This window comes from Catenuloplanes nepalensis, assembly GCF_030811575.1.
GTDB classification, from domain to species: domain Bacteria; phylum Actinomycetota; class Actinomycetes; order Mycobacteriales; family Micromonosporaceae; genus Catenuloplanes; species Catenuloplanes nepalensis.
In genome coordinates this window covers 8,462,164-8,488,900 of the sequence record NZ_JAUSRA010000001.1, presented here as the reverse complement: position 1 = coordinate 8,488,900, position 26,737 = coordinate 8,462,164, and the positions used below count along the sequence as shown (strand labels likewise).

The following is a 26,737-nucleotide window of genomic DNA, read 5'->3' as shown; positions in this document are numbered from 1 at the left end:
CCCTCTCCACCGCGAATCCGGCAGGGAGCCCAGCTGCCGCCCCGACCACCCGCCCCCGAGCGGAGTAAACGCTGCGCCCATACGACGACCGTTGCCCGCGGGAGCAAGCCCAAAGGACCACGCCGGAAGCGGGAAAATGAATTTGACCGTAGATTCTGACCGCCCCAGCCCCGGCCTGGCCCAAAGCTCGCCGCTGTGGGCTGACCGGAGGATTGCCAGCGCTAGCCAGTTCGGTCTGCGATGAAGTCGCAGAGGCCTTCGAGTGTGCGGCGGGTCGGGCCCTCCGGAAGGACCGCTATGCGGGCCCGCGCCTCGTCCGCGTAGGAGCGGACCGTCTCCCGCGCGCGTTTCATCGCCGGCGACTCGCGCAGCAGCCCGAGCGCCTCCGCGTGCAGCCCGTCGTCGACCAGCGGGCCCATGGAGAGCAGATCGCGGAGCCGGATGGAGCTGGCGTCCGCGTCGTCCGAGGCGAGCGCGTAGAACACCGGCAGCGTCGGCACGCCCTCGCGCAGGTCGGTGCCGGGCGTCTTACCGGACTGGATCGACTCGGACGCGATGTCCAGCAGGTCGTCGGAGAGCTGGAACGCGATCCCCATCGATATCCCGTAACCGGCGAGCGCCTCGACCTGCTCGGCGGGGGCACCGGCGAAGAGAGCGCCGAAGCGGGCGGAGGTGGCGATCAGCGAGGCCGTCTTGTCCTCGATGACCTGCAGGTGGTGCGCGATCGGGTCGCCGTCGCGCGGGCCCACGGTCTCGGCCAGCTGACCCTGCACCAGCTGCGAGAACGTCCGCGCCTGCAGTCGCACCGCCTCGGTGCCGAGGTCGGCTGATATGTCCGCGGCGCGGGCGAACAGGTAGTCGCCGACCAGGATCGCGACCGAGTTCGTCCAGCGGCTGTTGGCGCTGGGCGCGCCGCGCCGGACGGACGCCTCGTCCATGACGTCGTCGTGGTAAAGCGTGGCGAGGTGGGTCATCTCCATGACCACCGCGGCCTGGGCCACGCGCTCCTCGGTCGGATCGCCGAGGTGGGCGCCGACCGCGACCAGCAGCGGACGGAAGCGCTTGCCGCCGGCCGAGACGAGATGCATCGACGCCTCGCGGACCAGCGGATCCGCGCTGTCGACGCTGTCCCGGAGACTGGCCTCGACCTCCTCGAGGATCGCCGACACCGACGCCTCGATAGCGGGGTCGACGAAGTCGAGCCCGCTCGCATTAACCGCACCTGGGGTAAGGCCTGCCACGACTCTACGATGCCATATGCGTGGCAGGCCAGCCCTGTGGGGGAACACGGAGCTACTGGACGAACTCGGCGGCACCGCTGGTCAGGTCCAGGAGCAGGGACGGCGCCACGCCGAGCAGCAGCGTCATCGCCACACCGATGGTCAGCGCGGCCGTGGTGAACACGCCGGGAACCGAGACGGTCGGCGTGGCCTCGCTCGGGTCGGAGAGCCACATCATGACCACGACCCGGAGGTACGGGAACGCGAGCACGATGCTGCTGATCACTCCGGCGATCACGAGCCAGGTCTGCCCGCCGTCGATCGCCGCGCCGAAGACCGCGAACTTGCTGATGAATCCGCTGGTCAGGGGGATCCCGGCGAACGCGAGCAGGATGAACGTGAAGAGCCCGGCGATCAACGGCGACCGGCGGCCGAGCCCGGCCCAGCGGGACAGGTGACCGGCCTCGCCGTCCGCGTCCCGGACCAGGGTGACCACGGCGAACGCGCCGAGCACCGTGAATCCGTACGCGACCAGGTAGAACATCGTGCTGGCGAGCCCGGACTCGCCGCTGGCCAGCACGCCGACCAGCAGATATCCCGCGTTCGCGATGGACGAGTAGGCCAGTAGCCGCTTGATGTCGGTCTGCGTCACGGCCAGCACCGCGCCGAGGATCATGGTGAGCACCGCGATGACGCCCAGGATCGGCGTGAAGTCCCAGCTCAGCCCGTTGAACCCGACGTAGAGCACGCGCAGCAGCGCACCGAACGCCGCGACCTTGGTGCACGCGGCCATGAACGCGGTGATCGGCGTCGGCGCGCCCTGGTAGACGTCCGGCGTCCAGACGTGGAACGGCACGGCCGCGGTCTTGAAGAGCAGGCCGATCGAGAGCATCGCCAGGCCCGCGTAGAGCAGCAGCGGGTCACGGCCGGACTCGGCGGCCGCGGCGTGGATGCTGCCGAAGTCGACCCCGCCGACGAAGCCGTAGATGAGCGCCACGCCGAACAGGAAGAACGCGGACGCGTACGACCCGAGCAGGAAGTACTTGAGCGCGGCCTCCTGGCTGAGCAGCCGCCGCCGGCGGGCGAGCGCGCAGAGCAGGTAGAGCGGGAGTGAGAAGACCTCGAGCGCGATGAACATGGTGAGCAGGTCGTTCGCGGCGACGAAGAGCAGCATGCCGGCGATCGCGAAGAGCGAGATCGGGTAGACCTCGGTCAGGCCGGGCGCGTGGGCCGCCTGCCGGACGTCCGCGTCGGAGCCGACCGTGATCGCGGCCTGCGGCACGAACGCGCCGCCGGCCTCCAGCTTCCGCTCCCCCATCAGCAGCAGCGACACCAGCGCGAGCGCCAGGATCGCGCCCTGCAGGAAGACCGCGGGACCGTCGATCGCGACCGCGCCGCCGGCCGTGGTGACCCGCGTCGACGCCTGGGTGATCACGACGACCAGCCCCGCGACCGTGGCGAGCAGCGCGAGACCCAGCTGGACGGCGTGCCGCGCGCGCCGCGGCACGAACGCCTCGGCGAGCACGCCGAGGCAGGCCGCGCCGAACAGGATGAGGATCGGCGCGACGGCCGCGTAGTCGATGGAGGGTGCCTTGAGTTCGTCCATGGTCACTTCGCCGCCTCGGTGATCGCCGTGGGTGCGGGGTCCGTCGCGCCGACGTCCTGCATGGTGGCCTGCACGGCCGGGTTGATGACGTCGGTGATCGGCTTCGGGTAGAAGCCGAACACGATGATCATCGCGATCAGCGGCGCCACCACGACCTTCTCGCGCAGCGTGATGTCCCGCCGCATGCCCTCGACCTCGGCCAGCGCCGGGTTCGGGGTGCCCTGCATGGTGCGCTGGACCATCCAGAGCACGTACGCGGCCGCGAGCACGATGCCGAGTGTCGCGATGATCGCGATCGGCTTGTTGACCGTGAACGTGCCGATCAGCACCAGGAACTCGGAGACGAACGGCGCGGTCCCGGGCATGGCCAGCGACGCCAGACCGGCGAAGAACAGCACACCCGCCAGCACCGGCACGTACTTGCCGGCGCCGCCGAAGTCGCTGATCAGCGCGGAACCCCGGCGGGCCACGAGCATGCCGACGACCAGGAAGAGCAGGCCGGTGGCGAGGCCGTGGTTGACCATGTAGAGCACCGCGCCGGTGCCGGCCTGGGTGGTGAACGCGAAGATCCCGACGCCGATGAAACCGAAGTGCGCGATCGACGTGTACGACACGAGCCGCTTGAGGTCGTTCTGCCCGACCGCGAGCAGCGCCGCGTAGATGATGCCGATCACGCCGAGCACCAGCGCGAGCGGCGCGAAGTACCGCGACGCGTCCGGGAAGATCGGCAGGCAGTACCGCAGGATCCCGAACGTGCCGACCTTGTCGAGTATCCCGACGAGCAGCGCACCGGCACCGACCGGCGCGCTGCCACCGGCGTCCGGCAGCCAGGTGTGGAACGGGAAGAACGGCGCCTTGATCGCGAACGCGAGGAAGAAGCCGAGGAACAGCCAGCGCTCGGTGCCGGTGGACATGTCGATCTGGGTGAGTGCGGCCCAGTCGAACGTGTGCCCGCCGGCCACCCACAGGCCGACCACGGCCGCGAGCATGAACAGGCCGCCGACCAGGCTGTAGAGGAAGAACTTGACGGCCGCGTACTGCCGCTGGCCACCGCCGTAGGAGCCGATCAGGAAGTACATCGGCACCAGCATGACCTCGAAGAACACGTAGAACAGGAAGACGTCGGCGGCCGCGAAGACGCCGATCATCGTCGACTCCAGCGCCAGCAGCAGCGCGAAGTAGACCGGCACCGACCGGCCGCTGACGTCCGCCTCGTGCCAGGCCGCCAGGATGACGATCGGCACCAGCACCGCGATCAGCATCAGCATGACCAGCGCGATGCCGTCCACCGCGAACGTGAAGTTCGCGCCCCAGCCGGGGATCCACGGGTACGACTCGCGCAGTTGCAGCCGCTCGCCACCGGCCTCGAACGCGACCCAGAGCGCCACGGTCAGCGCCAGGATGCCGAGCGACCAGGCGAGCGTGAGCCACTTCGCCAGCTCGGGCCGGCTGCGCGGCAGGAACGCCACGACCAGCGCGCCGACCAGCGGCGCCACGGTCAGCACCGACAGGTAGGGAAAGGAGCTCACACCAACCACCCCAACTGCAGCGCGACGAACGCCGCCGTGACCACCAGCGCGCCGGTGAGGATCGACATGGCATAGGAGCGGACGAAGCCGGTCTGCATCCGCCGCAACCGGCCGGACCCGCCGCCGACCGCGGCCGCGAGCCCGTTGACCACGCCGTCGATCCCCCGGTTGTCGAGGAAGACCAGCGCGCGGGTCAGGTAGAGGCCGGGCCGCTCGAACACCCACTCGTTGAACGTGTCCGCGTAGAGGTTCCGGCGGGCCGCGGTGACCAGCACGTTCGCGGGCTGCTCCTGCTCCTGGGTGCCGTTGCGGAACAGGAACCAGGCCAGGCCCGCGCCGAGCACGGTCACGCCGAGCGACAGGATCGTGATGACCGTGTGCGACAGGACCGCGTGGTGCTCGCCCTCGTGCGTGCCGAGCGTCGGCGTGAGCCAGTCCGGCACGCTCGTGGAGAGCAGGAAGCCGGCCGCGACCGAGCCGACCGCCAGCAGGATCAGCGGGATCGTCATCAGCGCGGGCGATTCGTGCGGTTTCTTGATGTCGTCGGTCCACCGCGCGGGGCCGTGGAAGGTCAGCACGAACAGCCGCGTCATGTAGAACGCGGTCAGCCCGGCACCGAGCAGCGCGGCGCCGCCGAACAGCCAGGCCGTCCAGTCCTCCCGCTCGAACGCGGCCGCGATGATCGGCTCCTTGGAGAAGAAGCCGGAGAACGGGAACATGCCGATGATCGCGAGCCAGCCCAGGCCGAACGTGGCCCAGGTGATCCGCATGTGCTTGGCCAGCCCGCCGAACCGCCGGATGTCGGTCTGGTCGTGCATGCCGTGCATCACCGAGCCGGCACCGAGGAACAGGCCCGCCTTGAAGAAGCCGTGCGCCAGCAGGTGCACGATGGCCAGCGCGTACGCGCCGCCGCCGAGCCCGACGCCGAGGAACATGTAGCCGATCTGCGAGACCGTCGACCAGGCCAGCACGCGCTTGATGTCGTCCTTGGCGCAGCCGATGATGCAGCCGATCACCAGCGTCAGCGCGCCGATCGCGACCACCGTGGTCTGCAGCGTCTCGTTGGCGGAGAAGACCGGGTTGGAGCGGGCGATCAGGTAGACGCCCGCGGTGACCATGGTGGCCGCGTGGATGAGCGCGGAGACCGGGGTCGGGCCCTCCATCGCGTCCGGCAACCAGGCCTGGAGCGGGAACTGGCCGGACTTGCCGGTCGCACCGAGCAGCAGCAACAGGCCGATGGCCAGCACCATCCCGGCGCTGAGCGCGGAGACGCCGTTGAAGACCTCGTCGTACTGCGTGGTCCCGAGCGCCGCGAACATCAGGAAGATCGCGATGGCGAAGCCGGCGTCGCCGACCCGGTTCATCAGGAACGCCTTCTTGCCCGCGGTCGCGGCGGACGGCCGCGTGTACCAGAACGAGATCAGCAGGTACGACGCGAGACCCACGCCCTCCCAGCCGACGTAGAGCATCACGTAGTTGTTGCCGAGCACCAGCAGCAGCATGGCCGCGACGAAGAGGTTGAAGTAGCCGAAGAACCGGCGACGCCCCTCGTCGTGCCGCATGTACTCCACCGCGTAGAGGTGGATCAGCGAGCCGACGCCGGTGATCAGCAGCACGAACACCGCGGACAGCGGGTCGTAGAGCAGACCGAAGTCGACCTGGAACGCGAAGACGTCGATGAACTGCCACAGGGACAGCTCGACCGACTTGTTCTCCAGCCCGGACAGTTGCGCGAAGAGGACGAGCCCGAGGACGAAAGACGCCGCCGGGGCCAGCACGCCGAGCCAGTGTCCCCACCGGTCGGCGCGGCGGCCGAGCAGCAGCAGGAGCGCGGCGCTGGCGAGCGGGATCGCCACCAGCAGCCACATGCTTCCCAGCAGCCCCGTGGCGTGGGCGTACTCCACCGTGTGTTGTTCCACAGTCGTCCCCTCAGTACTTCAGGAGGTTGGCGTCGTCGACGCTGGCGGAACGCCGGGTCCGGAAGATCGACATGATGATCGCCAGGCCGACCACCACCTCGGCGGCCGCGACGACCATGACGAAGAACGCCATGATCTGGCCGTCGAGGTTTCCGTTGATCCGGCTGAAGGTGACCAGCGCGAGGTTCGCGGCGTTGAGCATCAGCTCGATGCACATGAACAGCACGATCGCGTTCCGGCGGATCAGCACGCCGGACGCGCCGATCGTGAACAGGATCGCGGACAGCACGATGTACGCGGAGGGTGTCATCTACTTCTCCGTCCCCTTGAGCGCCGACTCGTCCGAGGTCAGCTCGCGGACCGGGAGGATCTTCGAGATGCTGCGCTCGGCGAACGTGCCGTCCGGCAGGCGGGCCGGCGTGGCGACCGAGTCGGAGGTGGCGAAGATGCCGGGCCCGGGCTTCGGACCGGGGTAGCTGCCCGGCGCGAACCGGGCCTTCATCCGGTCCACCTGCGTCGGCTTCTCGCCCTTGGCCCGCTCGACGTGGGCCAGGATCATCGCGCCGACCGCCGCGCTGATCAGCAGGCCGGACGTGACCTCGAACGCGAAGACGTACTTGGTGAACAGCAGGCTCGCGATGCCCTGCAGGTTGCCGCCCTCGTTCGCCGAGGCCAGGCCGATCGCGCCGGTGCCGGTCAGCGCGCGGGACAGGCCCGCACCGACCAGGCCGGCGAAGCCGAGGCCCAGCACGATCGCGGCGACCCGCTGGCCGCGCAGCGTCTCGATCAGCGAGTCGGACGCGTCCCGGCCGACCAGCATCAGCACGAACAGGAACAGCATCATGATCGCGCCGGTGTAGACGATGATCTGGGCCATGCCGATGAACGGGCCGGCCTGGGCGACGTAGAAGACGCCGAGGCAGAGCATGGTGACGACCAGCCAGAGCGCGGAGTGCACCGCGTTGCGGGCCAGCACCATGCCGAGCGCCCCGATCACCGCGAGCGGCGCCAGGATCCAGAACAGCGCGGTCTCGCCGCCGGACAGTTCGGTGATCATGCCGAGGCCCCCGCGTCGGAAGTCGAGGCGTCACTCCAGGGAGCCTTCTCCGCCCCGGCCGAGGTGCCCGGGTTCTCCAGCGCGCCGACGTAGTAGTCCTTCTCGGTCTCGCCGAGGAACATCGCGTGCGGCGGCTTGCTCATCCCCTCCAGCAGCGGCGCGAGCAGCTGCTCCTTGGTGAAGATGAGGTCCTGCCGGTTGTCGCGGGCCAGCTCGTACTCGTTCGACATGGTCAGCGAGCGGGTCGGGCAGGCCTCGATGCAGAGCCCGCAGAAGATACAGCGCGCGTAGTTGATCTGGTAGTTCTTCGCGTACCGCTCGCCGGGCGAGTAGCGCTCGTCCTCGGTGTTGTCCCCGCCCTCCACGAAGATCGCGTCGGCCGGGCAGGCCCAGGCGCACAGCTCGCACCCGATGCACTTCTCCAGGCCGTCCGGGTGCCGGTTGAGGATGTGCCGGCCGTGGTAGCGCGGCGCGGAGACCGGCGGCTTGAAGGGGTAGTCGGTGGTGATGACCTTCCGGAACATGTGGGAGAAGGTCACTCCGAAGCCCTTGAAGGGATCCATCACGCCCATGTCACACCTCACTCTTCTCTGAACCAGAGCTGGCATCGGCCGGCTGGCGCTGGGCGACCTGGCGAGCCGCGCGCGGGCTCGGCGGCACCTGTAGGTCGAGCGGCGGCAACGGGAAGCTGCCCTGCGGCCGGGCCGCGATCTGGTCGGCCAGGCTCGGCACGGCGGCGGCCTTGCGACCGGACGGCCAGAGCACCGCGACCAGCACCACCACGAGGACGGCACCGCCGATCAGCGTCCAGCGGGTCTGCGAGCCGAGGTCGGAGGTCTGCAGCACGCGCACGGTGGCGAGCAGCAGGATCCAGACCAGGTTGATCGGGATCAGTACCTTCCACCCGAACCGCATGAACTGGTCGTAGCGCATGCGGGGCAGCGTGGCCCGCAGCCAGATGAAGACGAACAGGCAGAGCAGCACCTTCGCCAGGAACCAGATCAGCGGCCACCATCCGGTGTTCGCACCGGACCAGAGCGTGATCGGCCAGGTCGCCCGCCAGCCGCCCAGGAAGAGCGTGGTGCAGAGCGCCGAGACGGTGATCATGTTGATGTACTCGGCCAGGAAGAACAGTGCGAACTTGAACGACGAGTATTCGGTGTGGAAGCCGCCGACCAGCTCGGACTCCGCCTCCGGCAGGTCGAACGGCGCCCGGTTCGTCTCACCGACCGCGGAGATCGCGTAGATGACGAAGCTGGGCGCCAGCAGCAACGCGTACCAGCCGGGCGCGGTGAACTCGAACCCGAGCAGCGAGATCTCGCGCCCGTTCGCCTGTGCCGCCACGATCTCCGAGGTGGACATCGAGCCGGCCATCATGAAGACCGCCACGATCGACAGGCCCATCGCGACCTCGTACGAGATCATCTGGGCGCTCGACCGCAGGCCGCCGAGCAGCGGGTACGTCGACCCGGACGCCCACCCGGCCAGCACCACGCCGTAGATGCCGATCGACGCGCAGGCCAGCACGACCAGCACCGAGACCGGCACGTCGGTGACCTGCAGCGCGGTCTGCTGCCCGAAGATCGAGACCACCGGGCCGAACGGGATGACCGAGAACGCGGTGAACGCGCAGGTCGCGGAGATGACCGGGGCGATGAAGTAGATCACCTTGTCCGCCGTACGCGGGATGATCTCCTCCTTGAACGGCAGCTTCAGGCCGTCCGTGAGGCTCTGCAGCCAGCCCTTCGGCCCGACCTGGTTCGGTCCGGGCCGGACCGCCATCCGGGCCACGACCTTGCGCTCGTAGTTGATGGTGAACAGCGTCAGCAGCAGGAGCAGGACGAAGACGCCGAGCACCTTGATGAGCGCGATCCACCAGACGTCGTTCTCGAAGGTCTGGAGCGTGGGATCCATTACGAGTCACCTCCCGCAGTGCGCTGGGCCAGGAGCGGTCCGGACCCGTTCGGTGATGCGCCCACCGACAGCCGCACGACCGACCCGGCCGGGCCGAGCGAGCGGCGCACGGTCGAGCCGGGCGAGTTCGTCGGCAGCCAGACCACGCCCTCGGCCATCTCGGTGATCAACGCGGGCAGCGTGATCGCGCCACGGTCGGTGCCGACCGTGACCGGCACGCCGTCACTCACGCCGAGCGCCGTCGCGGTGGCGCGGGACAGCCGGACGACCGGCGGCCGGGCCGTACCGTTGAGGTGCTCGTCGCCGTCGGTCAGCGAGCCCAGGTCGATCAGCTGGTGCCAGGTGGCGAGCAGCGCCTCGTTCGCACCCGGCTGGGCCGGCGCGACCGGTTCCACCGCCGGTGCCATCGGGCGCCGTGCCCGGGTGGCCGGCAGACCGCCCAGCTCACGACGGACCTCGTTGACGTCGCCGGTGTTCAGCGTGGTGCCGAACTGGTCGGCGAGCGCGTCGAGCACCCGGGCGTCGGTCATGGCCGTGGTGCGCAGGACGGCCTCGAAGGTGCGCAGCCGCCCCTCCCAGTCCACGAACGACCCGGCCTTCTCCACCACGGGCGCGATCGGGAAGACCACGTCCGCGCGCCGGGTGACCGCGGTGGCCCGCAGCTCCAGGCTGACCAGGAACGGCACCGTGTCCAGCGCGGCCTCGGCCTGCCGGGGGTCCGCCAGGTCGGCCGGGTCGACGCCGGCCACCAGCAGCGCGCCGATCTTCCCGGTGGCAGCCGCCGCGATGATGTCGTCGGTGCTCCGGCCCGGGATCGACGGGATCACGCCCGGCTCGACGTCCCACGCGGCGGACAGCTCCGCACGCGCGGACGCCTCGGTGACCAGCCGGCCGCCGGGCAGCAGGTGCGGCAGGCAGCCGGCGTCGATCGCGCCCCGGTCGCCGGCCCGCCGCGGAACCCAGGCCAGCTTCGCGCCGGTACGCGAGGCGAGCGCGGCCGCCGCGGAGAGCGCGCCCGGCACGGTGGCCAGCCGCTCGCCGACGAACAGGATCGCGCCCGGCTGGGACAGCGCGGACGCGATCGACGCGTCCTCGCCGAGCAGCCGCGCCTCGTCGCCCGGCACCGTGCCGACCAGCACCGCGCCCAGCTTCTCGAAGCCGCGGGTCAGGAACGGCGCCAGCGCCAGCACCGGCAGCCGGCGCTTGGTGAACGCCTTGCGCACGCGCAGGAAGAGGATCGGGCACTCCTCCTCCGGCTCCAGGCCGGCGAAGACGACCGCGGGCGCGGTGTCCACGTCGCTGTAGTGCACGTCGCTCCGGTCGACCACGGACGACGCGAGGAAGTCCGTCTCCTCCGGGGACGTCGGGCGGGCCCGGAAGTCGATGTCGTTGGTCCGCAACGCGATCCGGGCGAACTTCGCGTACGCGTACGCGTCCTCGACCGTGAGCCGGCCGCCGGTCAGCACGCCGATGCCGTGCTCGCCGTCCCGGGCCTGGCGCAGCCCTTCGGCCGCGACCGCGAACGCCTCGCTCCAGGACGCCTCGCGCAGCTCACCGTTCTCGCGGATCAGCGGGTTGGTGAGCCGGTCGGACGCGGTCGAGTACCGGAAGCCCCAGCGGCCCTTGTCGCAGTTCCACTCCTCGTTGACCGCCGGGTCGTCGCCGGCCAGCCGCCGCATGACCTTTCCGCGCCGCCAGTCCGTGCGCATCGCGCAGCCGGCCGAGCAGTGCTCGCACACGCTCTGCGAGGAGACCAGGTCGAACGGCCGCGCCCGGAAGCGATACTGCGCGCCGGTGAGCGCGCCGACCGGGCAGATCTGCACGGTGTTGCCGGAGAAGTACGAGTTGAACAGCACGTCACCCTCGGACGCGACGTCACCGGTCCCGGTGCCGCCGAAGAAGTCGTCCCGGTACGTGTTGATCTGCTCGCCCGACGACCGGTCCATCAGGTCGATGAACTTGTCGCCGGCGATCTCCTCGGAGAAGCGCGTGCACCGCTGGCAGAGCACGCACCGTTCCCGGTCCAGCAGCACCTGGCTGGAGATGTTGATCGGCTTCTGATATTCGCGCTTCTGCTCGACGAAGCGCGACTCGGCCCGGCCGGTCGACATCGCCTGGTTCTGCAGCGGGCACTCGCCACCCTTGTCACACATCGGGCAGTCGAGCGGGTGGTTGATCAGCAGCAGCTCCATCACGCCGCTCTGCGCCTTCTGCGCGACCGGCGAGGTGAGCTGTGTCCTGACGACCATGCCGTCCGCCACCGTCTGGGTGCACGAGGCGACCGGTTTGCGCTGGCCCTCCACGTCGACCAGGCACTGGCGGCAGGCGCCGGCCGGGGCGAGCAGCGGGTGGTCGCAGAAGCGCGGGATGGCGATCCCGAGTTGCTCCGCGACCCGGATCAGCAGCGCGCCCTTCGGCGCGGTCACCTCGATGCCGTCGATCGTCAGCGTGACGGTGTCGGCCTTCTTCGCTACATCCGTCATTAGTGAGCCCCCACCAGCTGCTTGGAGGAGAGTCGGGGGGCCTTGCGCCCCTCGATGTAGTCCAGGTAGTCCTGCTTGAAGTACTTCAGCGAGGACGTCACCGAACTGGTCGCGCCGTCGCCGAGGCCGCAGAACGAGCGGCCGAGCACGTTGTCGCAGGTGTCCAGGAGCGTGTCCAGGTCGGCGGGGGTGCCCTGGCCGGACAGGATGCGGCGGAACACCCGGACCATCCAGTAGTTGCCCTCGCGGCACGGGGTGCACTTGCCGCACGACTCGTGGTGGTAGAACTCCAGCCACCGGTAGGTCGCGTAGACCGGGCAGTCCTGGTCGCTGAAGATCTGGGTGGCCGTGGTGCCGAGGATCGATCCGGCCGCGGCGACGCCCTCGAAGTCCATCGGGGTGTCGATGTGCTCCGCGGCCAGCAGCGGCGTGGACGAGCCGCCCGGCGTCCAGAACTTCAGCTCGTGACCCGGCTGCATGCCGCCGGCCAGCTCGATCAGCTCGCGGAGCGTGATGCCGAGCCCGCACTCGTACTGGCCGGGGTTGTTGATCCGGCCGGACAGCGAGTAGATCATCGGGCCGGCCGACTTCTCCGTGCCCATGCTCTTCCACCAGGCCGCACCGCCCAGCACGATGTACGGCACGCTGGCGATCGTCCCGACGTTGTTGACCACGGTCGGGCTGGCGTAGAGCCCGTGCGTGGCCGGGAACGGCGGCCGCAGCCGGGGTTGACCGCGGAAGCCCTCCAGCGAGTCGAGCAGCGCGGTCTCCTCGCCGCAGATGTACGCACCCGCGCCGCTGTGCACCACGAGGTCGAGGTTCAGGCCGCTTCCCAGGATGTTCTGTCCCAGATATCCCTTCGCGTAGGCCTGGTCGACCGCGTTGCGCAGGCGCCTCGCGGCGTGAACTGCCTCACCTCTGATGTAGATGTAGGCGCGCTCGGCCCGAATCGCATAGGAGGCGATGATTGCGCCCTCGACCAGCGCATGCGGGTCGTGCGTCATCAGCGGCAGGTCCTTGCAGGTCCCGGGCTCGCCCTCATCGGCGTTGATCACCAGGTAGTGCGGCTTGCCGTCGCCCTGCGGAATGAAGCCCCACTTGAGCCCGGTCGGGAAGCCCGCACCGCCTCGCCCGCGCAGCCCCGAATCCTTGATCAATTGGATAAGATCATCTGGGTGGACGTCGAGCGCCTTGCGCAGGGCCGCGTAGCCGTCCAACCGCTCATAGACGTCGATGTCCCACGCGTCCGGCGAGAGCCATCGCTTGGTCAGCACCGGAGTCAGCTTCTCCAGCACCTCACGTCGAGGAGAGGTCACCGTTCCTCCCGAGAGTCCGAAAAGCTCATTGGGCGTCCTTGAGGTTCTGCTGCTGCGGGCCCGGGTCGTCGCCGGCCGGTTTCGCGTCACCGGCCGCGTCGCCGGTGCCTCCCGGCGCGGTGCGGCCGGACGCGTCCGGCTCGGGAGTCCTGGCATCGGGATTGCGGGCCTCGGCGGCGCGGATCTCGGGGTCCTTGACGTCCCCGCCGGAGCTGTCGCTGGGCTTGCGATGCGTGACGGCGCTCTTCGCGGCCGAGGCGGCGGAGGCGACCTTCCCCGGGACCGACTTGACCGCGTCCGCCACCTTCGCCGGAGCGGACTTCGCCGTCGATCCGTCCGCCTCCTTGCGCGGGATCGGCGTGTCCAGGTCGAAGCCGGCCACCGAGATGCCGTGCTGCTGCGCGAGCGTGACACCCCGCAGCGTCGGCGCGCCGGCGACACCCTCGCCCACCGCGCCCTCGCGCGGGTCGGAGAAGCCGGCCAGCTGCACCGCCATCTCCTTGAGCGTGCAGAGCCGCGGCGCCCGGCTGGGCTTCGGCAGATCGCCGCTGCGCAGGCCCTCGACGACCGAGACCGCCGAGTCCGGCGTGACGTTGTCGAAGAAGTCGTAGTTGACGGTCATCACCGGCCCGTAGTCGCAGGCCGCGAGGCACTCCGCGTGCTCCAGCGTGATCGTTCCGTCCGCCGTCGTCTCGTCGTGCCCGACGCCGAGCGTCTCGGAGAGCGTGTCGTAGACCTCCTGGCCGCCGAGCACGTTGCACATGGTGTTCGTGCAGACGCTGACCAGCCAGTCACCGGTGGGCCGGCGCTTGTACATCGTGTAGAACGTGGCGACCGCGCCGACCTGCGCCTTGTTGATGCCGAGCACCTCGGCGCAGAACGCGACACCGGCCGGGCTGACGTAGCCCTCCTCGCTCTGCACCAGGTGCAGCAGCGGGAGCAGCGCCGACCGCTCGCGGCCCTCGGGGTAACGGGCCAGGATCGCCCGCGCCCGCTCGTAGACCGTGTCCGTGAAGACCGTCGTCGTCATCTATCGATCACATCCGCCCATGACCGGATCCAGCGAGGCGCCGCCGGCGATGACGTCCGCCAGCAGTGCGCCCTCGGCCATCGCGGGGATGGCCTGGAGGTTGACGAAGCTGGGCTCGCGATAGTGCACGCGGTAGGGCCGGGTGCCACCGTCGGAGACCGCGTGCACGCCGAGCTCGCCGCGCGGCGACTCGATCTGCACGTAGACCTGGCCGGCCGGGACCCGGAAGCCCTCGGTGACCAGCTTGAAGTGGTGGATCAGCGACTCCATCGACTGACCCATGATCTTGGCGACGTGCTCCAGCGAGTTGCCCATGCCGTCCACGCCGATCGCCAGCTGCGCGGGCCAGCCGATCTTCTTGTCCGCGATCATCACCGGGCCGGGCCGGAGCCGGTCCAGCGCCTGCTCGACGAGCTTCATGGACTCGCGGATCTCGGCGATCCGGACCTGGTAGCGGCCCCACACGTCGGCCGTGGTCGCGGTCGGGACGTCGAACTCGTACGTCTCGTACCCGCAGTACGGCATGGTCTTCCGCAGGTCCCAGCCCAGGCCGGCGGAGCGCAGCACCGGGCCGGTGATGCCGAGCGCCAGGCACCCGGTCACGTCCAGCACCGCGACGCCCTTGGTGCGCTCGTGCCAGATCGGCTGGCCGCTGAGCATGTCCTCGTACTCCTTGAGCTTCTTCGGCAGGTACTTCAGGAAGTCGCGCGTCTTCTTCACCGCGGACTCCGGGAAGTCCTGCGCGACGCCGCCCGGCCGGATGTACGCGTGGTTCATCCGCAGGCCGGACGCCTCCTCGAAGATGTCCAGGATGTACTCCCGCTCGCGGAAGCCGTAGAGCATCATCGAGATCGCGCCCAGCTCCATGCCGGTGGTGGCCAGCCAGACCAGGTGCGAACTGATCCGGTTCAGCTCCATCATCAGCACGCGGATGGTGGTGGCGCGCTCGGTGATCTGCTCCTCGACGCCGAGCAGCTTCTCCACGGCCAGCGCGTAGCCGGTCTCGTTGTGCAGCGGCGCGAGGTAGTCCATCCGCGTCACGAACGTCGAACCCTGCACCCAGTTGCGGTATTCGAGGTTCTTCTCGATGCCGGTGTGCAGGTAGCCGACGACCGGGCGCGCCTCGGTGACGGTCTCACCCTCCAGCTCCAGCACCAGGCGGAGCACGCCGTGCGTGGACGGGTGCTGCGGCCCCATGTTGACCACGATCCGCTCGTCGGTGAGCGGGTCGATGCCGGCGACGACCTGGTCCCAGTCTCCGCCGGTGACGGTGAAGACCTTGCCCTCGGTGGTGTCGCGTGCGGTGGCGTACCCCGGGGTGGCATGACTGGCCTGCGTCATTGGTAGGTCCTCCGCGAGTCCGGCGGCGGAATCTCGGCGCCCTTGTACTCCACCGGGACCCCGCCGAGCGGGTAGTCCTTGCGTTGCGGGTGGCCCTCCCAGTCGTCCGGCATCATGATCCGGGTCAGGTTGGGGTGGCCGACGAAGATCACGCCGAACATGTCGTACGTTTCCCGCTCCTGCCAGTCGGCGGTCGGGTAGACGCCGGTCACGCTCGGCACCTGGGGCGCGGCCGGGCTGACCGCGACCTCCAGCCGCACGCGGCGGCGGAAGGTCATCGACGTCAGCTGGTACGCCACGTGCAGCCGCCGCTCGTCCTGGCCGAGGTAGTCGACGCCGTTCACCGACGAGCACAGCTCGAAGCGCAGCGCCGGGTCGTCGCGCATCACGCGGCACACCTCGGCGATCCGCTCCGGCACGATGTGCAGCGTCAGCTCGCCGCGGTGCACCACGACCTTCTCCACCGCGTCCCCGAACTGCGGGTACGCCTCCTGGAGCGCGTCGTGGACCTCGTCCAGGTAGCCGCCGAACGGGCGCGGCGGCACGTCCGTCAACGGCCGCTGCCGGACCAGACCGCCGAAGCCGGACGTGTCGCCGGTGCCGGCGACGCCGAAGAGGCCCTGGCCGGCCCGGGTGGACGGCGGATAGTCAGCCGGCGCGGTGGTGGTGGCACCGGCCGGCGTGGCCGCGGTCGAGCTCGGGTTCTGCGGCGCCGTCATCGCGCCTCCTCCCGCAGGTGGTTCTGTGCCTTCATCCAGTTCTCGATGCGCAGCTGCTCCTCGCGGCCCTCACGCACGGCCGCCTCCCACTGCGCGCGGCGCGCCGGGTCGGCCCGGTAGGAGGAGGGCATCGCGCCCGGCGCGACCAGCGGCAGCTTGCCGTCGGCCCGGCGCTGCTCCAGCATGGCGCGCCCGTTCGGCCCGAGCGGCGCGGCCATCACCTTCTCGCGCATCTTGAGGATCGCGTCGATCAGCATCTCCGGCCGTGGGGGGCAGCCGGGCAGGTAGACATCGACCGGCACGATGTGGTCGACGCCCTGGACGATCGCGTAGTTGTTGAACATGCCGCCGGACGAGGCGCACACGCCCATCGAGATGACCGAGCGCGGCTCCGGCATCTGGTCGTAGATCTGCCGGACGACGGGCGCCATCTTCTGGCTCACCCGGCCCGCGACGATCATCAGGTCGGCCTGCCGGGGCGAGGCGCGGAACACCTCCATCCCCCACCGGCCCAGGTCGTAGTGGGGTCCGCCGGCCGCCATCATCTCGATGGCGCAGCATGCCAGGCCAAAGGTGGCGCCCCAGAACGACGACTTGCGTGCCCAATTGGACAGTTTCTCCACACTGGTCAGCAGAATCCCGCTCGGCAGCTTCTCCTCGATACCCATTGCCCGGCCCTCCTTCCCAATCCGTTCATGTGCGGGTTGTGCGGGGGTTTGAGGGCTGCTCAGCGCCAAACTGGACCAGCTCGTCACCGCCGGTCACCAGCCGGTCTCCACCGCGCTGAACAGTCCTCACTTGCGGGGTGAGACTCAGTCCCAGTTGAGACCGCCGCGCCGCCAGACGTAGGCGTACGCGATGAAGACGGTGCCGATGAAGAGCAGCATCTCGACCAGCCCGAACAGGCCGAGCGCATCGAAGGTCACGGCCCACGGGTAGAGGAAGATGATCTCGATGTCGAAGATGATGAAGAGCATCGCCGTCAAGTAGAACTTGATCGGGAACCGCCCACCCCCGACCGGCTGCGGAGTCGGCTCGATGCCGCACTCGTAGGCGTCGAGCTTGGCCCGGTTGTACCGCTTGGGGCCCACGACCGGCGCGATCGACACGGAGAACAGCGCGAACAGCGCGCCGAGGACGAACAGCAGAACGATGGGCACGTACGGCGAGAACGACATGTCGTCTCCTGGGTCCGGACGGGGGTGGGGGATGGTTCGTGTTGTTACCTATGTGATCTCTGTGACAGTGACACTATTAGCGCTGCGAAACCGGCTTGCTACCGGGGGTGGTCAAACCGCGGGCGCGACCCTCGTCATCGCATTGATGACCCTGTCCATGGCGTCGCCGCCGCGGGGGTCGGTCAGGTTGGCCAGCAGCTTCAGCACGAACCGCATGAGCAGTGGCTGAGGCATGCCGTACCGGGTGGCCATCTTCATGATCTCGGGCCGGCCGATCAGCTTCACGAAGACGCCGCCGAGCCGGTAGTAGCCGCCGTAGCGCAGCTTCAGCTCGGCCGGGTACGCCTGCAGCGCGCGCTCGCGCTCGGCGCCCTCCGCGCGCGCCAGCGCCTGCGTGATGATCTCCGCGGCCAGCTCGCCGGACTCCATCGCATACGCGATACCCTCGCCGTTGAACGGGTTCACCATGCCGCCCGAGTCGCCGACCAGCAGCATGCCGCGCGAGTAGTGCGGCGTGCGGTTGAAGCCCATCGGCAGCGCCGCGCCGAGGATCGGGCCGTCCGCGTTCTCCTCGTCCGCGGTGCCCCACTCGGCGGGCGTGGTGGCCAGCCAGTCCAGCAGCATGTGCCGGTAGTTGGTCTTGCCGTAGCCGGTGGAGGAGTTGAGCACGCCGAGGCCCACGTTGACCCGGCCGTCACCCATGCCGAAGATCCACCCGTACCCCGGGAGCAGTTTGTCCGGATTTTCCCGTGAGCGAAGCTCCAGCCAGGACTCCAGGTAGTCGTCGTCGTGCTTGACCGGCGAGTTGTAGTAGCGCCGGACCGCGACGCCCATCGGCCGGTCGTCGCGCTTGCGGATGTTCAGCGCGAGCGGCAACCGCCCGGAGACGCCGTCCGCCGCGACCACCAGCGGCGCGCGGAACTCGACCGGCTCCTTGCCGGGCCCGGACTCCGCGGTCACGCCGATGATCCGGCCGTCCTCGGCGAACACCGGACCGGTCACGTTCGTGCTGGTCCGGACGATGGCACCGGCCTCGGCCGCGCGTTTCGCGAGCATCTGGTCGAAGTCGAGCCGGGTGCGGGTCAGACCGTAGTCCGGAAAGCTGGCCAGCTCCGGCCAGGGAAGCTCCAGGCGGACGCCGCCGCCAATCACCCGCAGGCCCTTGTTGCGCAGCCAACCGGCCTCTTCGGAGGTGTCGACACCCATCTTGATCAACTGCTTGGTGGCGCGCGGCGTCAGCCCGTCGCCACAGACCTTCTCCCGGGGGAACTCGGTCTTCTCGAGCAGCAGGACCCGAACACCGTGCTGGGCAAGGTGATATGCGGTCGCGGAGCCACCAGGGCCCGCGCCCACGACGATCACGTCGGCCTGTTCGGCCACAACCTGGGTCACGGCCATACCTCCTCGCATGTGCTAGTGAAAGACTTCACAAGCATGTGCGAGGGCAGTGTATGCCTACGGCTGATCTTTGTGTGGCTTAGGACACCCTTATTGTTTCCAACTCGTTAAACAAATCTAGATAGATCACTCTTAGGGGTGACAAAGCCATCCAAAAGTAGCGGTGGGTGTCCGCTTGGGGGCGAATCGTCCTCGCCGGACGGAGGGCACCACCGCCTACGGCGAGGGGCCGGATCGAAATATTCCCGCTTCCGGCGGGGCGCTGCCCGCATGCTCCCGCGGGCCAACCTCGCGGCGTCTCCGCCGCCGCTCCGACGCCGCATCGGAGCCGGTGCCGCCGCTGGTCACCACGAGCCGCGAGTCCGCGGGCCACCCGTCTCGCCTCGCGCGACATGAATCCACGGGCCGCGCCCCGTGAGTTCCCCGAGAGCAATCCGACGCGGTGGCTACTCGGGCTTTGTGGCGCGGTGGAGGGCGACGATGCCGCCGGTGAGGTTGCGCCAGGCGACCTTCGTCCAGCCGGCCTCGCCGATCCGGGTCGCCAGCGCGGCCTGGTCCGGCCAGGCGCGGATCGACTCGGCGAGGTAGACGTACGCCTCCGGGTTGCTGGAGACCGCGCGGGCCACCGTCGGCAGCGAGCGCATCAGGTACTGCAGGTAGACGCCGCGGAACGGGCCGTTGACCGGGTGGCTGAACTCGCAGACCACCAGCCGCCCGCCGGGCCGCACCACGCGCGCCAGCTCGGCCAGCGCGCCGTCCACGTCGACCACGTTGCGCAGCGCGAACGAGATCGTGGCGGCGTCGAACGACCCGTCCGCGAACGGCAGCGCCAGCGCGTCACCGGCCAGCAGCGGCACCTCCGGGCGCACCCGGCGGCCCGCGCGCAGCATGCCGAGCGAGAGGTCCAGCCCGACCGCGAACGCGCCGGAGCGGCCCAGCTCCAGCGTGGAGACGCCGGTGCCGGCGCCCACGTCGAGCACCCGCTGCCCCAGTTTGAGCTGCAGCGCGTCCCGCGTGGCCCGGCGCCAGCCACGGTCCTGCCCGAAGGAGAGCACCGTGTTGGTCAGGTCGTAGTTACGCGCCACGCCGTCGAACATCGAGGCGACCTCGTGGGGCTGCTTGTCCAAGTCTGCGCGGCTCACGCCCTCACTCTGCCAGAGGGCACAAAAAAGCCGCGGACCAGGCTTGCACCGGGTCCGCGGTTCATTCTCTATGTCAACGCCTCATTGGCGGGTCAGAGCATTATCTTCGGGGTCTCCGGTAACGATGCGGACTCGGCGGGACCCCGAAATCATGACGCTCATGCGACATTTCTCGGCGACGATCACGCAGGTAGCGGTGCAATCCGCCCACTTGCGACATCGCGTCGGGCGCAAGGGCCGGAAAGCGACAACGCCGCGAGCCTCAGGGCCCGCGGCGTTGTCTTTCTGTTGCTTTAGCGGTGACTCAATGCCACCTTTTCGTCACGTCAGAGCGCGGAGTTACCGTCGCCCGGAGTCACCGTCACGACCTTACGACGGCGCGCCATCATGAAGACCACGGCGCCACCGACGAGCACCGCGGCACCCACGCCACCGATGATCGCGGTCTGCGGGCCGGTGACCGGCAGGCCCGGCTCGCCGCCACCGTTACCACCCGGCACGGCGACCAGTGCCACGAACTCGTCCTCGTGCTGGATCGTCGTCGGGAGCGACGGCGACGGCGACGGGGAGGTCGGGTTGGACGGCGACGGGGACGGGGAGGCCGACGGCGACAGCGACGGGCTCGGCGACGGGGAGGCCGACAGCGACGGAGACGGAGAAGGCGACGTCGGGGTCGACGGCGACGGTGAGCCGGTGTTCGACGGCGTCGGCGTCGGGGTCTTCGGCGGCTTCGGGGGCTTCGGCGGGTGGCCGCAGTTGTGGCCCTTCGACCACTCGTCCTTCTGCTTCCACTTGTCCTTGTCGCCCTTGTGACCCTTGCCACCGGTCGTCTTCACGTTCGCGGCGGTCTTGTAGGAGACCGTGGTGAACGTCCCGGCGCTCTCGGAGAACGAGGCCGCCTCGAACTGCGTCCCGGTCACCGCGCCCGTGTCCGCGTCCTTCTCGACGCCGGTCTCGAGGTCGGCGTAGTACGAGATCTCACCGGAGGACTTGCCGCCGTCGAGCACCGGGCCCTTGGCGTCGGCCGCGACGGTGACCTCGAAAGGCACCTCCCAGCCGGAGTAGATGTCGTTCTCCGGGTCCTCCTGGCCGGCCGGCACGAGCGCCCAGCCGTCGTCGAAGGTGCAGGTGACGGTCTGGCCCTCGTAGGAGCAGAACTCGGCCGCGACCTGGTTCTTGAAGGACACGCTCTCGGGCAGCGTCACCGAGAGCGTGAAGCCCGTGATGACCTCGTCACCGACGTTGGTGATCGTGGTGATCACCTCGGAGGAGGCGCCGGGGGCGAGCGGAGCGCCGTCCGGGCCGGTGATGTCGTTGGTGACGATGCTGAAATCGGTGCCGCTCGGTGCGGCGAAAGCCGGGGCCGCGAAGAACCCGGTAGCGCCCGCAGCCAGCGCAGTGGCGGCACAGAGACGGGCAAAGTTCCGCGTGCGGAACGCCATTGTTTGACTCCTCGGGTACGAGGACGGTCGGGACGCTGGGACGTTAACGAAGACATATCAATTCGTCTACCGCACAAATCGGACACACCGCTGTGTGCCATACCACGCACTTCCGTAAATGTCCGGATTTGGGTGATCTTAAAACGGGCTTAAGTGGACCTTTGGATCACCTGTATTTTCCTAAGTTTCTCCGAACGGCAGCAGAAAAATCGACCGATCGGGGGAACGCAAGCGCCTCTCGGCTGAGGAAAACAAGCGCTCTTAGCAGTCGAACGGTCACTCAAAGCATTCATGAGCGAGAAAGTCCGCACCGCAACTACATTCGGCGAGCAAAAGAAAGCAGCGCGGTTCCTTAAGAAGGAAACCGCGCTGCCTAATGATTACGCTCAGTGCGCCTCGACGAGGGGCAGCGACCGGCCGGCCCCGCCACCGGGCAGCGCGATCGACGAGAAGTGCGAGACGACCCGGTCGTCCGTCGGGTCCTCCGCCGGCGTGCGGTGCACGGCCAGGTGGCGGTAGAGCGTGTCGCGTTGCGCCGGGATGCGGCCGGCCGACCGGATCATCCAGATCAGGTCGTGCAGGTTCGACCGGTGCCGCGCGCCGGCCGAGGAGATGACGTTCTCCTCCAGCATGATCGAGCCCAGGTCGTCCACGCCCATGTGCAGCGACAGCTGGCCGACCTCCTTGCCCGTGGTCAGCCAGGACGCCTGCAGGTGGTCCACGTTGTGGAAGAAGATCCGGGACATCGCGATGAACCGCAGGTACTCCAGCGTGGTGGCCTGGGTGCGGCCCTTCAGGTGGTTGTTCTCCGGCTGGTAGGTCCACGGGATGAACGCCCGGAACCCGCCGGTGCGGTCCTGCACGTCCCGGATCATGGCGATGTGCTCCACGCGCTCCGCGTGCGTCTCGCCGGTGCCCATCATCATCGTCGCGGTCGACTCGATGCCGTGCCGGTGCGCGGTCTCCATCACCTCGAGCCAGCGCGCACCGGACTCCTTGAGCGGCGCGATCGCCTTCCGTGGCCGCTCCGGCAGCATCTCCGCGCCGGCGCCGGCGATCGAGTCCAGCCCGGCCGCCCTGATCCGGAGGATCGCGTCCTCGATCGAGATGCCGTCGACCTTGGCCATGTGCAGGATCTCGGACGGGCCGATCGAGTGGATCACGAGCTGCGGGTAGGCCGCCTTGACCGAGGAGAACAGATTCTCGTAGTACTCGGTGCCGTAGTCCGGGTGGTGACCGCCCTGCAGCATCACCTGGGTCGCGCCCAGGTCGACGGCCTCGCCGCACCGGCGGAGGATCTCCTCCATCGGATGCGACCAGCCCTCCTTGTGCTTGGGGGCGCGGAAGAACGCGCAGAACTTGCACGCGGTCACGCAGACGTTCGTGTAGTTGATGTTGCGGTCGATCAGGTACGTGACGATCCCGTCCGGGTATCGCCGCCGGCGCACCGCGTCCGCGGCCTCGCCCAGCGCGTGCAGCGGAGCGTCGGTGTAGATGAGCAGCGCCTCCTCGGGCGTGATCCGCCCGCCGTCCGCGCCACGCTGCAGGATGTCGTCGATCTCCCTGTTCACCGTCACCCCACGAGCGTACGTCCATCGGGTCATGGCCTGCCGCGGCCCAGGTCACGATGCCGGTATCGTCGTACGGTCCACGCGGAGGGGAAAATCGCATGCTGGTGGTGCACGGTGGCTGGCACGACCGCCGCCTGGCGCTCTGGGCCGAGGACACCGAGCGGGCCCCGGCCGGCACGTCCCGCGCGAAGGCCCGCCCGCACCCGTTCGCCGCGACCGCGGGCGCCCTGGCCGGCGCGCTCCCGGTCGCCGGTGACCCCGGCGAGGCCCGCATCCACCTGCCCGGCTCGGCCCGGTGGCCGGTGCCGTCGCCGGAGAGCGGGATCGACGCCGCGGTCCGCACGCCGTCGCTGACGGTCTGGACCGTGCCGGTCCTGCTGGTCACGCCCGCGCGCGCACTGACGTTCCTGGACACGGAGACGGACGGCACCTGGGCGCCGGCCGAGTCACTGAGCTACCTCGGCGCGGTCGCGGAGCTGGCGCGGGACCTGGTCCGGCGCGGGCGCATGCTGCCGCAGCTGGTGAACGACGAGGCGCGCTGGCGGGCCGTGCTGACGGGTGCGGACGCGGCCGCGTTCCGGAGCTACGCGCAGGCCATGCCGCCCACGTGCCGGGCACTGGGCGACGGGGAGCAGCGGGCCGACGACGTACTGCGGCGGGCTCTTGATCTGTTCGTGGACGCGGCGGCGCGGGCGGCCTTCCCGGAGCGGCTGCTGCTCGGGCACCGGCCGGGGAGCCGTTCGCCGCTGGCCGACCGCTGGATGGTCGCGCTGACCGGCGACGACCCCGGGCTGCCCGGCGCGAGGAAGGCCGACGCCGACGCACTCGGCAAAGCCCTGACCGGCTGGTACGACGCGGCGCAGGCGGCGAACGGCCCGGCCCGGGTGAGCTTCCGGCTGGACGAGCCGGTGCAGGGTACGGACGAGTGGTGGCTGGAGTTCGCGCTGCAGTCCACGGACGATCCGGCACACTACGTGGCCGCGGCGGACGTCTTCGAGGGCGGCGCTGACTGGCCACGCGCGGACGAGACGCTGCTGGCCGGGCTGGGCCGAGCGGTCCGGCTGTTCCCCGCGCTCTACGAGTCGTTGCGCAGGCCGCGGCCGGACGGCATGGAGCTGGACACGGCCGGTGCGTTCGACTTCCTCAGCACGGCAGCGCCGCTGTTGCAGGCCGCTGGCTACGGCGTGCAGCTGCCCTCGTGGGCCGGCAGGCGCGGCCTCGGGCTCAAGCTCACCACCCGGGCGAAGACGAAGTCCGGCCCGAAAGCCGTGGCGGCGCAGGGCTTCGGCATGTCGGAGCTGGTCGACTACCGGCTGGACCTGATGGTCGGCGACGAGGCGATCGACCCGGAGGAGCTGGCCCGGCTGGCGCTGGCCACGGTGCCGCTCATCCAGGTGCGCGGCCGCTGGGTGGAGCTGGACGACCGGCAGTTGCAGGCCGCGCTCAAGGCCGTGTCGAGACGCCGCGAGGGCGAGCTGACCGCGGCGGAGGTGCTGGCGCAGGTGATCGACGGCGGCGAGCCGGACCTGCCGCTGGTGGACGTGGACGCGGACGGCCCGCTCGGCGACCTGCTCTCCGGCGAGGCGTCCGAACGGCTGACGCCGATCGCCACGCCGGAGGGCTTCGCGGGCACGCTCCGGCCGTACCAGGAACGGGGTCTGTCCTGGTTGTCGTTCCTGTCGAAACTGGGCCTCGGCGGGATCCTGGCCGACGACATGGGCCTCGGCAAGACGGCGCAGACGCTGTCGCTGCTGGTCGCGGAGAAGGCGGAGCGGCCGACGCTGCTGATCTGCCCGATGTCGCTGGTGTCGAACTGGCGCAAGGAGGCGGAACGCTTCGCGCCCGGCCTGACCGTCCACGTCCACCACGGCACCGGGCGCGACCCGTCCGCGCTGGACAAGCACGACCTGGTGATCACCACCTACGGGACCGCGCTGCGCGATCTCGCCGTGTTGCAGCAGATCGAGTGGGAGCGGGTGGTCTGTGACGAGGCGCAGGCGCTGAAGAACAGCGGCACCCGGCAGGCGCAGGCGGCTCGCGCGATCCCGGCCCGGACCCGGCTCGCGCTCTCCGGCACGCCGGTGGAGAACCACCTGGCCGAGCTGTGGGCGCTGCTGGAGTTCTGCAACCCCGGCCTGCTCGGCACGGTCAAGCACTTCCGGTCCCGCTATCAGGAGCCGATCGAGGCACGGCAGGACGAGTACGCCTCCGCCGCGCTCAAGCGCGCCACCGGCCCGTTCATCCTCCGCCGCCTCAAGACCGACAAATCCATCATCTCCGACCTGCCGGAGAAGCTGGAGGTCAAGGTGTGGTGCACGCTCACGCCGGAACAGGCCACGCTCTACGCCGCGGTGGTCGAGGAGATGATGGCCTCGATCTCGTCCACCACCGGCATCCAGCGGCGCGGCAACGTGCTGGCCGCGATGACCCGGCTCAAGCAGGTCTGCAACCACCCGGCGCACCTGCTCAAGGACGGCTCCGCGCTGCCCGGCCGCTCCGGCAAGCTGGACCGGCTCGAATCGCTCTGCGAGGAGATCGTGGCGGACGGCGAGAAGGGCCTGGTCTTCACGCAGTACGCGGAGTTCGGCGCGCTGCTGCAGCCCTACCTGCAGGCCCGGCTGGACCGGCCGGTGCTCTGGCTGCACGGCGGGCTCGCCAAGGCCCGGCGGGACGAGCTGGTCGAACGGTTCCAGACCGGCGACGAGCCGACGATCTTCCTGCTCTCGCTGAAGGCGGCCGGCACCGGGCTCAACCTGACCGCGGCCAACCACGTGATCCACGTCGACCGGTGGTGGAACCCGGCGGTCGAGGACCAGGCGACCGACCGCGCCTATCGCATCGGGCAGCGGAAGAACGTGCAGGTCCGCAAGTTCATCTGCACCGGCACCCTCGAGGAGCGGATCGACGAGATGATCGAACGGAAGAAGGCGCTGGCGGACGCCGTGGTCGGCACCGGCGAGGACTGGATCACCGATCTGTCCACGGACGCGCTGCGGGACCTGTTCGCGCTCGACCCGTCGGCGGTGGCCTGATGGCCGCGTTCTTCGAAGCCGCGAAGCCGATCGCGGTCGACGGCGGCATCAAGGCCCGGTCGCAGCGCGGGAAGATCGGCGAGCAGTGGTGGTCGCGGCACTTCATCGAGATCCTGGAGGGCATCTGCGACCCCGGCCGGCTCGCCCGGGGACGCGCCTACGCCCGGAAGGGACAGGTGCTCAGCCTGTCCGTGGCGCCGGGCACGGTCACCGCCGCGGTGCAGGGCTCCCGGCCGGCCCCCTACAAGGTCGACATCACCATCGAGCGGTACGACGAGAGCCGCTGGGACGCGATCTCGGCGGCGCTGGCGTCGCAGGCGCTCTATCGCGCGAAGCTGCTGGCCGGCGAGATGCCCACGGAGATCGTCGAGGTCTTCGACGAGCTGGGCGCGCCGCTGTTCCCGGCCGAGCTGGACATGGAGTGCAGCTGCCCGGACTGGGGCTTCCCGTGCAAGCACCTGTCCGCCGCGCTCTACCTGCTCGCCGAGGCGTTCGACGACGACCCCTTCCTCGTGCTGGCGTGGCGTGGGCGTACCCGCGAGGAGCTTCTGGGGTCTCTGGGCACCGCGCCCGTGGTCGCGGATCCGCTGCGCGTCGACCACGTGCCGCTGGCCGGCGCGCTGGCCGGCTTCTACGCGCCCGGGGCGTCCCCGGCCAAGCTCCGCGAGCACGGCACGAATCGCGTCGCGGCCCCGCCTGACCTGCTACTTCGTGCGCTCGACCCGCCCGATGTGCGGATCCGTCATATTCCGTTGGTGGATCTGCTCCGGTCGGCCTACCGTTCGCTTGGCGGCTCGGACATGCCGGCGGGAACGGGGACTTAAGCTGCGCGAATGGGGC

Annotated in this window: 21 protein-coding genes; 2 read left to right on the top strand and 19 right to left on the bottom strand. The window is 69.7% G+C overall.

The genetic code is table 11. The annotated features are described in order from the left end of the window. Positions 1-221: 221 nt before the first annotated feature. The 19 genes from J2S43_RS36835 to mqnC all read right to left on the bottom strand — a co-directional run bounded on the left by J2S43_RS36835 (position 222) and on the right by mqnC (position 22,871). Complete coding sequence (locus J2S43_RS36835) at positions 222-1,241, bottom strand: polyprenyl synthetase family protein (RefSeq protein WP_370881708.1); 1,020 nt, start codon at positions 1,239-1,241, stop codon at positions 222-224. Between the two features lie 52 nt (positions 1,242-1,293). Then, positions 1,294-2,826, bottom strand: a complete 1,533-nt coding sequence (gene nuoN / locus J2S43_RS36830; protein WP_306837102.1) for an NADH-quinone oxidoreductase subunit NuoN — start codon at positions 2,824-2,826, stop codon at positions 1,294-1,296. 2 nt (positions 2,827-2,828) lie between these two features. After that, positions 2,829-4,355, bottom strand: coding sequence for an NADH-quinone oxidoreductase subunit M (locus J2S43_RS36825; RefSeq protein WP_306837100.1), 1,527 nt, complete (start codon positions 4,353-4,355; stop codon positions 2,829-2,831). After that, entirely contained in the window at positions 4,352-6,223 is a 1,872-nt protein-coding gene (nuoL, locus tag J2S43_RS36820) for an NADH-quinone oxidoreductase subunit L (RefSeq protein WP_306839699.1), read from the bottom strand. The genes J2S43_RS36825 and nuoL overlap by 4 nt, the downstream gene beginning before the upstream one ends. A 61-nt stretch (positions 6,224-6,284) precedes the next feature. Then, positions 6,285-6,584, bottom strand: a complete 300-nt coding sequence (gene nuoK / locus J2S43_RS36815; protein WP_306837098.1) for an NADH-quinone oxidoreductase subunit NuoK — start codon at positions 6,582-6,584, stop codon at positions 6,285-6,287. After that, a complete protein-coding gene (locus tag J2S43_RS36810) occupies positions 6,585-7,331 on the bottom strand; it encodes an NADH-quinone oxidoreductase subunit J (RefSeq protein ID WP_306837096.1) in 747 nt (248 codons plus the stop codon). It abuts the gene before it with no gap. Next, positions 7,328-7,894 carry an NADH-quinone oxidoreductase subunit NuoI gene (nuoI, locus tag J2S43_RS36805; RefSeq protein ID WP_306837094.1) on the bottom strand — a complete coding sequence of 189 codons (567 nt, stop codon included), beginning with the start codon at positions 7,892-7,894 and terminating at the stop codon, positions 7,328-7,330. Before nuoI ends, J2S43_RS36810 begins: the two co-directional genes overlap by 4 nt. Positions 7,895-7,904: 10 nt before the next feature. Further along, positions 7,905-9,245: an NADH-quinone oxidoreductase subunit NuoH gene (gene nuoH, locus J2S43_RS36800; protein WP_306837093.1), complete on the bottom strand. Its 1,341-nt coding sequence runs from the start codon at positions 9,243-9,245 to the stop codon at positions 7,905-7,907. After that, entirely contained in the window at positions 9,245-11,728 is a 2,484-nt protein-coding gene (locus tag J2S43_RS36795; RefSeq protein ID WP_306837090.1) for an NADH-quinone oxidoreductase subunit G, read from the bottom strand. The genes nuoH and J2S43_RS36795 overlap by 1 nt, the downstream gene beginning before the upstream one ends. After that, the gene (gene nuoF, locus J2S43_RS36790; RefSeq protein WP_306837088.1) at positions 11,728-13,044 is read right to left on the bottom strand and encodes an NADH-quinone oxidoreductase subunit NuoF; all 1,317 of its coding nucleotides are present in this window, start codon (positions 13,042-13,044) and stop codon (positions 11,728-11,730) included. Before nuoF ends, J2S43_RS36795 begins: the two co-directional genes overlap by 1 nt. Positions 13,045-13,069: 25 nt before the next feature. Beyond that, positions 13,070-14,074, bottom strand: a complete 1,005-nt coding sequence (gene nuoE, locus J2S43_RS36785) for an NADH-quinone oxidoreductase subunit NuoE (RefSeq protein WP_306837086.1) — start codon at positions 14,072-14,074, stop codon at positions 13,070-13,072. Further along, entirely contained in the window at positions 14,075-15,415 is a 1,341-nt protein-coding gene (locus tag J2S43_RS36780) for an NADH-quinone oxidoreductase subunit D (RefSeq protein ID WP_306837084.1), read from the bottom strand. After that, positions 15,412-16,134: an NADH-quinone oxidoreductase subunit C gene (locus J2S43_RS36775; protein ID WP_306837082.1), complete on the bottom strand. Its 723-nt coding sequence runs from the start codon at positions 16,132-16,134 to the stop codon at positions 15,412-15,414. The genes J2S43_RS36780 and J2S43_RS36775 overlap by 4 nt, the downstream gene beginning before the upstream one ends. Further along, positions 16,131-16,802, bottom strand: coding sequence for a NuoB/complex I 20 kDa subunit family protein (locus tag J2S43_RS36770; RefSeq protein WP_306837080.1), 672 nt, complete (start codon positions 16,800-16,802; stop codon positions 16,131-16,133). Before J2S43_RS36770 ends, J2S43_RS36775 begins: the two co-directional genes overlap by 4 nt. A 144-nt stretch (positions 16,803-16,946) precedes the next feature. After that, positions 16,947-17,312: an NADH-quinone oxidoreductase subunit A gene (locus tag J2S43_RS36765; RefSeq protein WP_306837078.1), complete on the bottom strand. Its 366-nt coding sequence runs from the start codon at positions 17,310-17,312 to the stop codon at positions 16,947-16,949. A 111-nt stretch (positions 17,313-17,423) separates the two neighbouring features. Beyond that, a complete protein-coding gene (locus tag J2S43_RS36760; protein WP_370881707.1) occupies positions 17,424-18,704 on the bottom strand; it encodes a geranylgeranyl reductase family protein in 1,281 nt (426 codons plus the stop codon). A gap of 452 nt (positions 18,705-19,156) precedes the next feature. Next, on the bottom strand, positions 19,157-19,852 hold the full coding sequence (locus tag J2S43_RS36755; protein WP_306837074.1) for a demethylmenaquinone methyltransferase: 696 nt from the start codon (positions 19,850-19,852) through the stop codon (positions 19,157-19,159). Between the two features lie 326 nt (positions 19,853-20,178). After that, positions 20,179-21,294, bottom strand: coding sequence for a hypothetical protein (locus tag J2S43_RS36750; RefSeq protein WP_306837071.1), 1,116 nt, complete (start codon positions 21,292-21,294; stop codon positions 20,179-20,181). A gap of 386 nt (positions 21,295-21,680) precedes the next feature. Next, a complete protein-coding gene (gene mqnC / locus J2S43_RS36745; RefSeq protein ID WP_306837069.1) occupies positions 21,681-22,871 on the bottom strand; it encodes a cyclic dehypoxanthinyl futalosine synthase in 1,191 nt (396 codons plus the stop codon). A gap of 92 nt (positions 22,872-22,963) precedes the next feature. Here mqnC and J2S43_RS36740 point away from each other — a divergent pair, with 92 nt between their 5' ends. Together J2S43_RS36740 and J2S43_RS36735 are read left to right on the top strand one after the other, a co-directional pair. After that, on the top strand, positions 22,964-25,897 hold the full coding sequence (locus J2S43_RS36740) for a DEAD/DEAH box helicase (protein WP_306837066.1): 2,934 nt from the start codon (positions 22,964-22,966) through the stop codon (positions 25,895-25,897). Beyond that, entirely contained in the window at positions 25,897-26,721 is an 825-nt protein-coding gene (locus J2S43_RS36735) for an SWIM zinc finger family protein (protein WP_306837064.1), read from the top strand. Before J2S43_RS36740 ends, J2S43_RS36735 begins: the two co-directional genes overlap by 1 nt. Positions 26,722-26,737: the final 16 nt, after the last annotated feature.

Excerpts from the sequence above, each read along its gene's own strand:
- nuoN (WP_306837102.1), bottom strand. The coding sequence starts at position 2,826 with ATGGACGAACTCAAGGCACCCTCCATCGACTACGCGGCCGTCGCGCCG.
- nuoL (WP_306839699.1), bottom strand. The coding sequence starts at position 6,223 with ATGTGGCTGCTGGTGGCGATCCCGCTCGCCAGCGCCGCGCTCCTGCTG.
- nuoK (WP_306837098.1), bottom strand. The coding sequence starts at position 6,584 with ATGACACCCTCCGCGTACATCGTGCTGTCCGCGATCCTGTTCACGATC.
- J2S43_RS36810 (WP_306837096.1), bottom strand. The coding sequence starts at position 7,331 with ATGATCACCGAACTGTCCGGCGGCGAGACCGCGCTGTTCTGGATCCTG.
- nuoI (WP_306837094.1), bottom strand. The coding sequence starts at position 7,894 with ATGGATCCCTTCAAGGGCTTCGGAGTGACCTTCTCCCACATGTTCCGG.
- nuoH (WP_306837093.1), bottom strand. The coding sequence starts at position 9,245 with ATGGATCCCACGCTCCAGACCTTCGAGAACGACGTCTGGTGGATCGCG.
- J2S43_RS36795 (WP_306837090.1), bottom strand. The coding sequence starts at position 11,728 with ATGACGGATGTAGCGAAGAAGGCCGACACCGTCACGCTGACGATCGAC.
- nuoE (WP_306837086.1), bottom strand. The coding sequence starts at position 14,074 with ATGACGACGACGGTCTTCACGGACACGGTCTACGAGCGGGCGCGGGCG.
- J2S43_RS36780 (WP_306837084.1), bottom strand. The coding sequence starts at position 15,415 with ATGACGCAGGCCAGTCATGCCACCCCGGGGTACGCCACCGCACGCGAC.
- J2S43_RS36775 (WP_306837082.1), bottom strand. The coding sequence starts at position 16,134 with ATGACGGCGCCGCAGAACCCGAGCTCGACCGCGGCCACGCCGGCCGGT.
- J2S43_RS36770 (WP_306837080.1), bottom strand. The coding sequence starts at position 16,802 with ATGGGTATCGAGGAGAAGCTGCCGAGCGGGATTCTGCTGACCAGTGTG.
- J2S43_RS36765 (WP_306837078.1), bottom strand. The coding sequence starts at position 17,312 with ATGTCGTTCTCGCCGTACGTGCCCATCGTTCTGCTGTTCGTCCTCGGC.
- J2S43_RS36750 (WP_306837071.1), bottom strand. The coding sequence starts at position 21,294 with ATGGCGTTCCGCACGCGGAACTTTGCCCGTCTCTGTGCCGCCACTGCG.
- J2S43_RS36740 (WP_306837066.1), top strand. The coding sequence starts at position 22,964 with ATGCTGGTGGTGCACGGTGGCTGGCACGACCGCCGCCTGGCGCTCTGG.
- J2S43_RS36735 (WP_306837064.1), top strand. The coding sequence starts at position 25,897 with ATGGCCGCGTTCTTCGAAGCCGCGAAGCCGATCGCGGTCGACGGCGGC.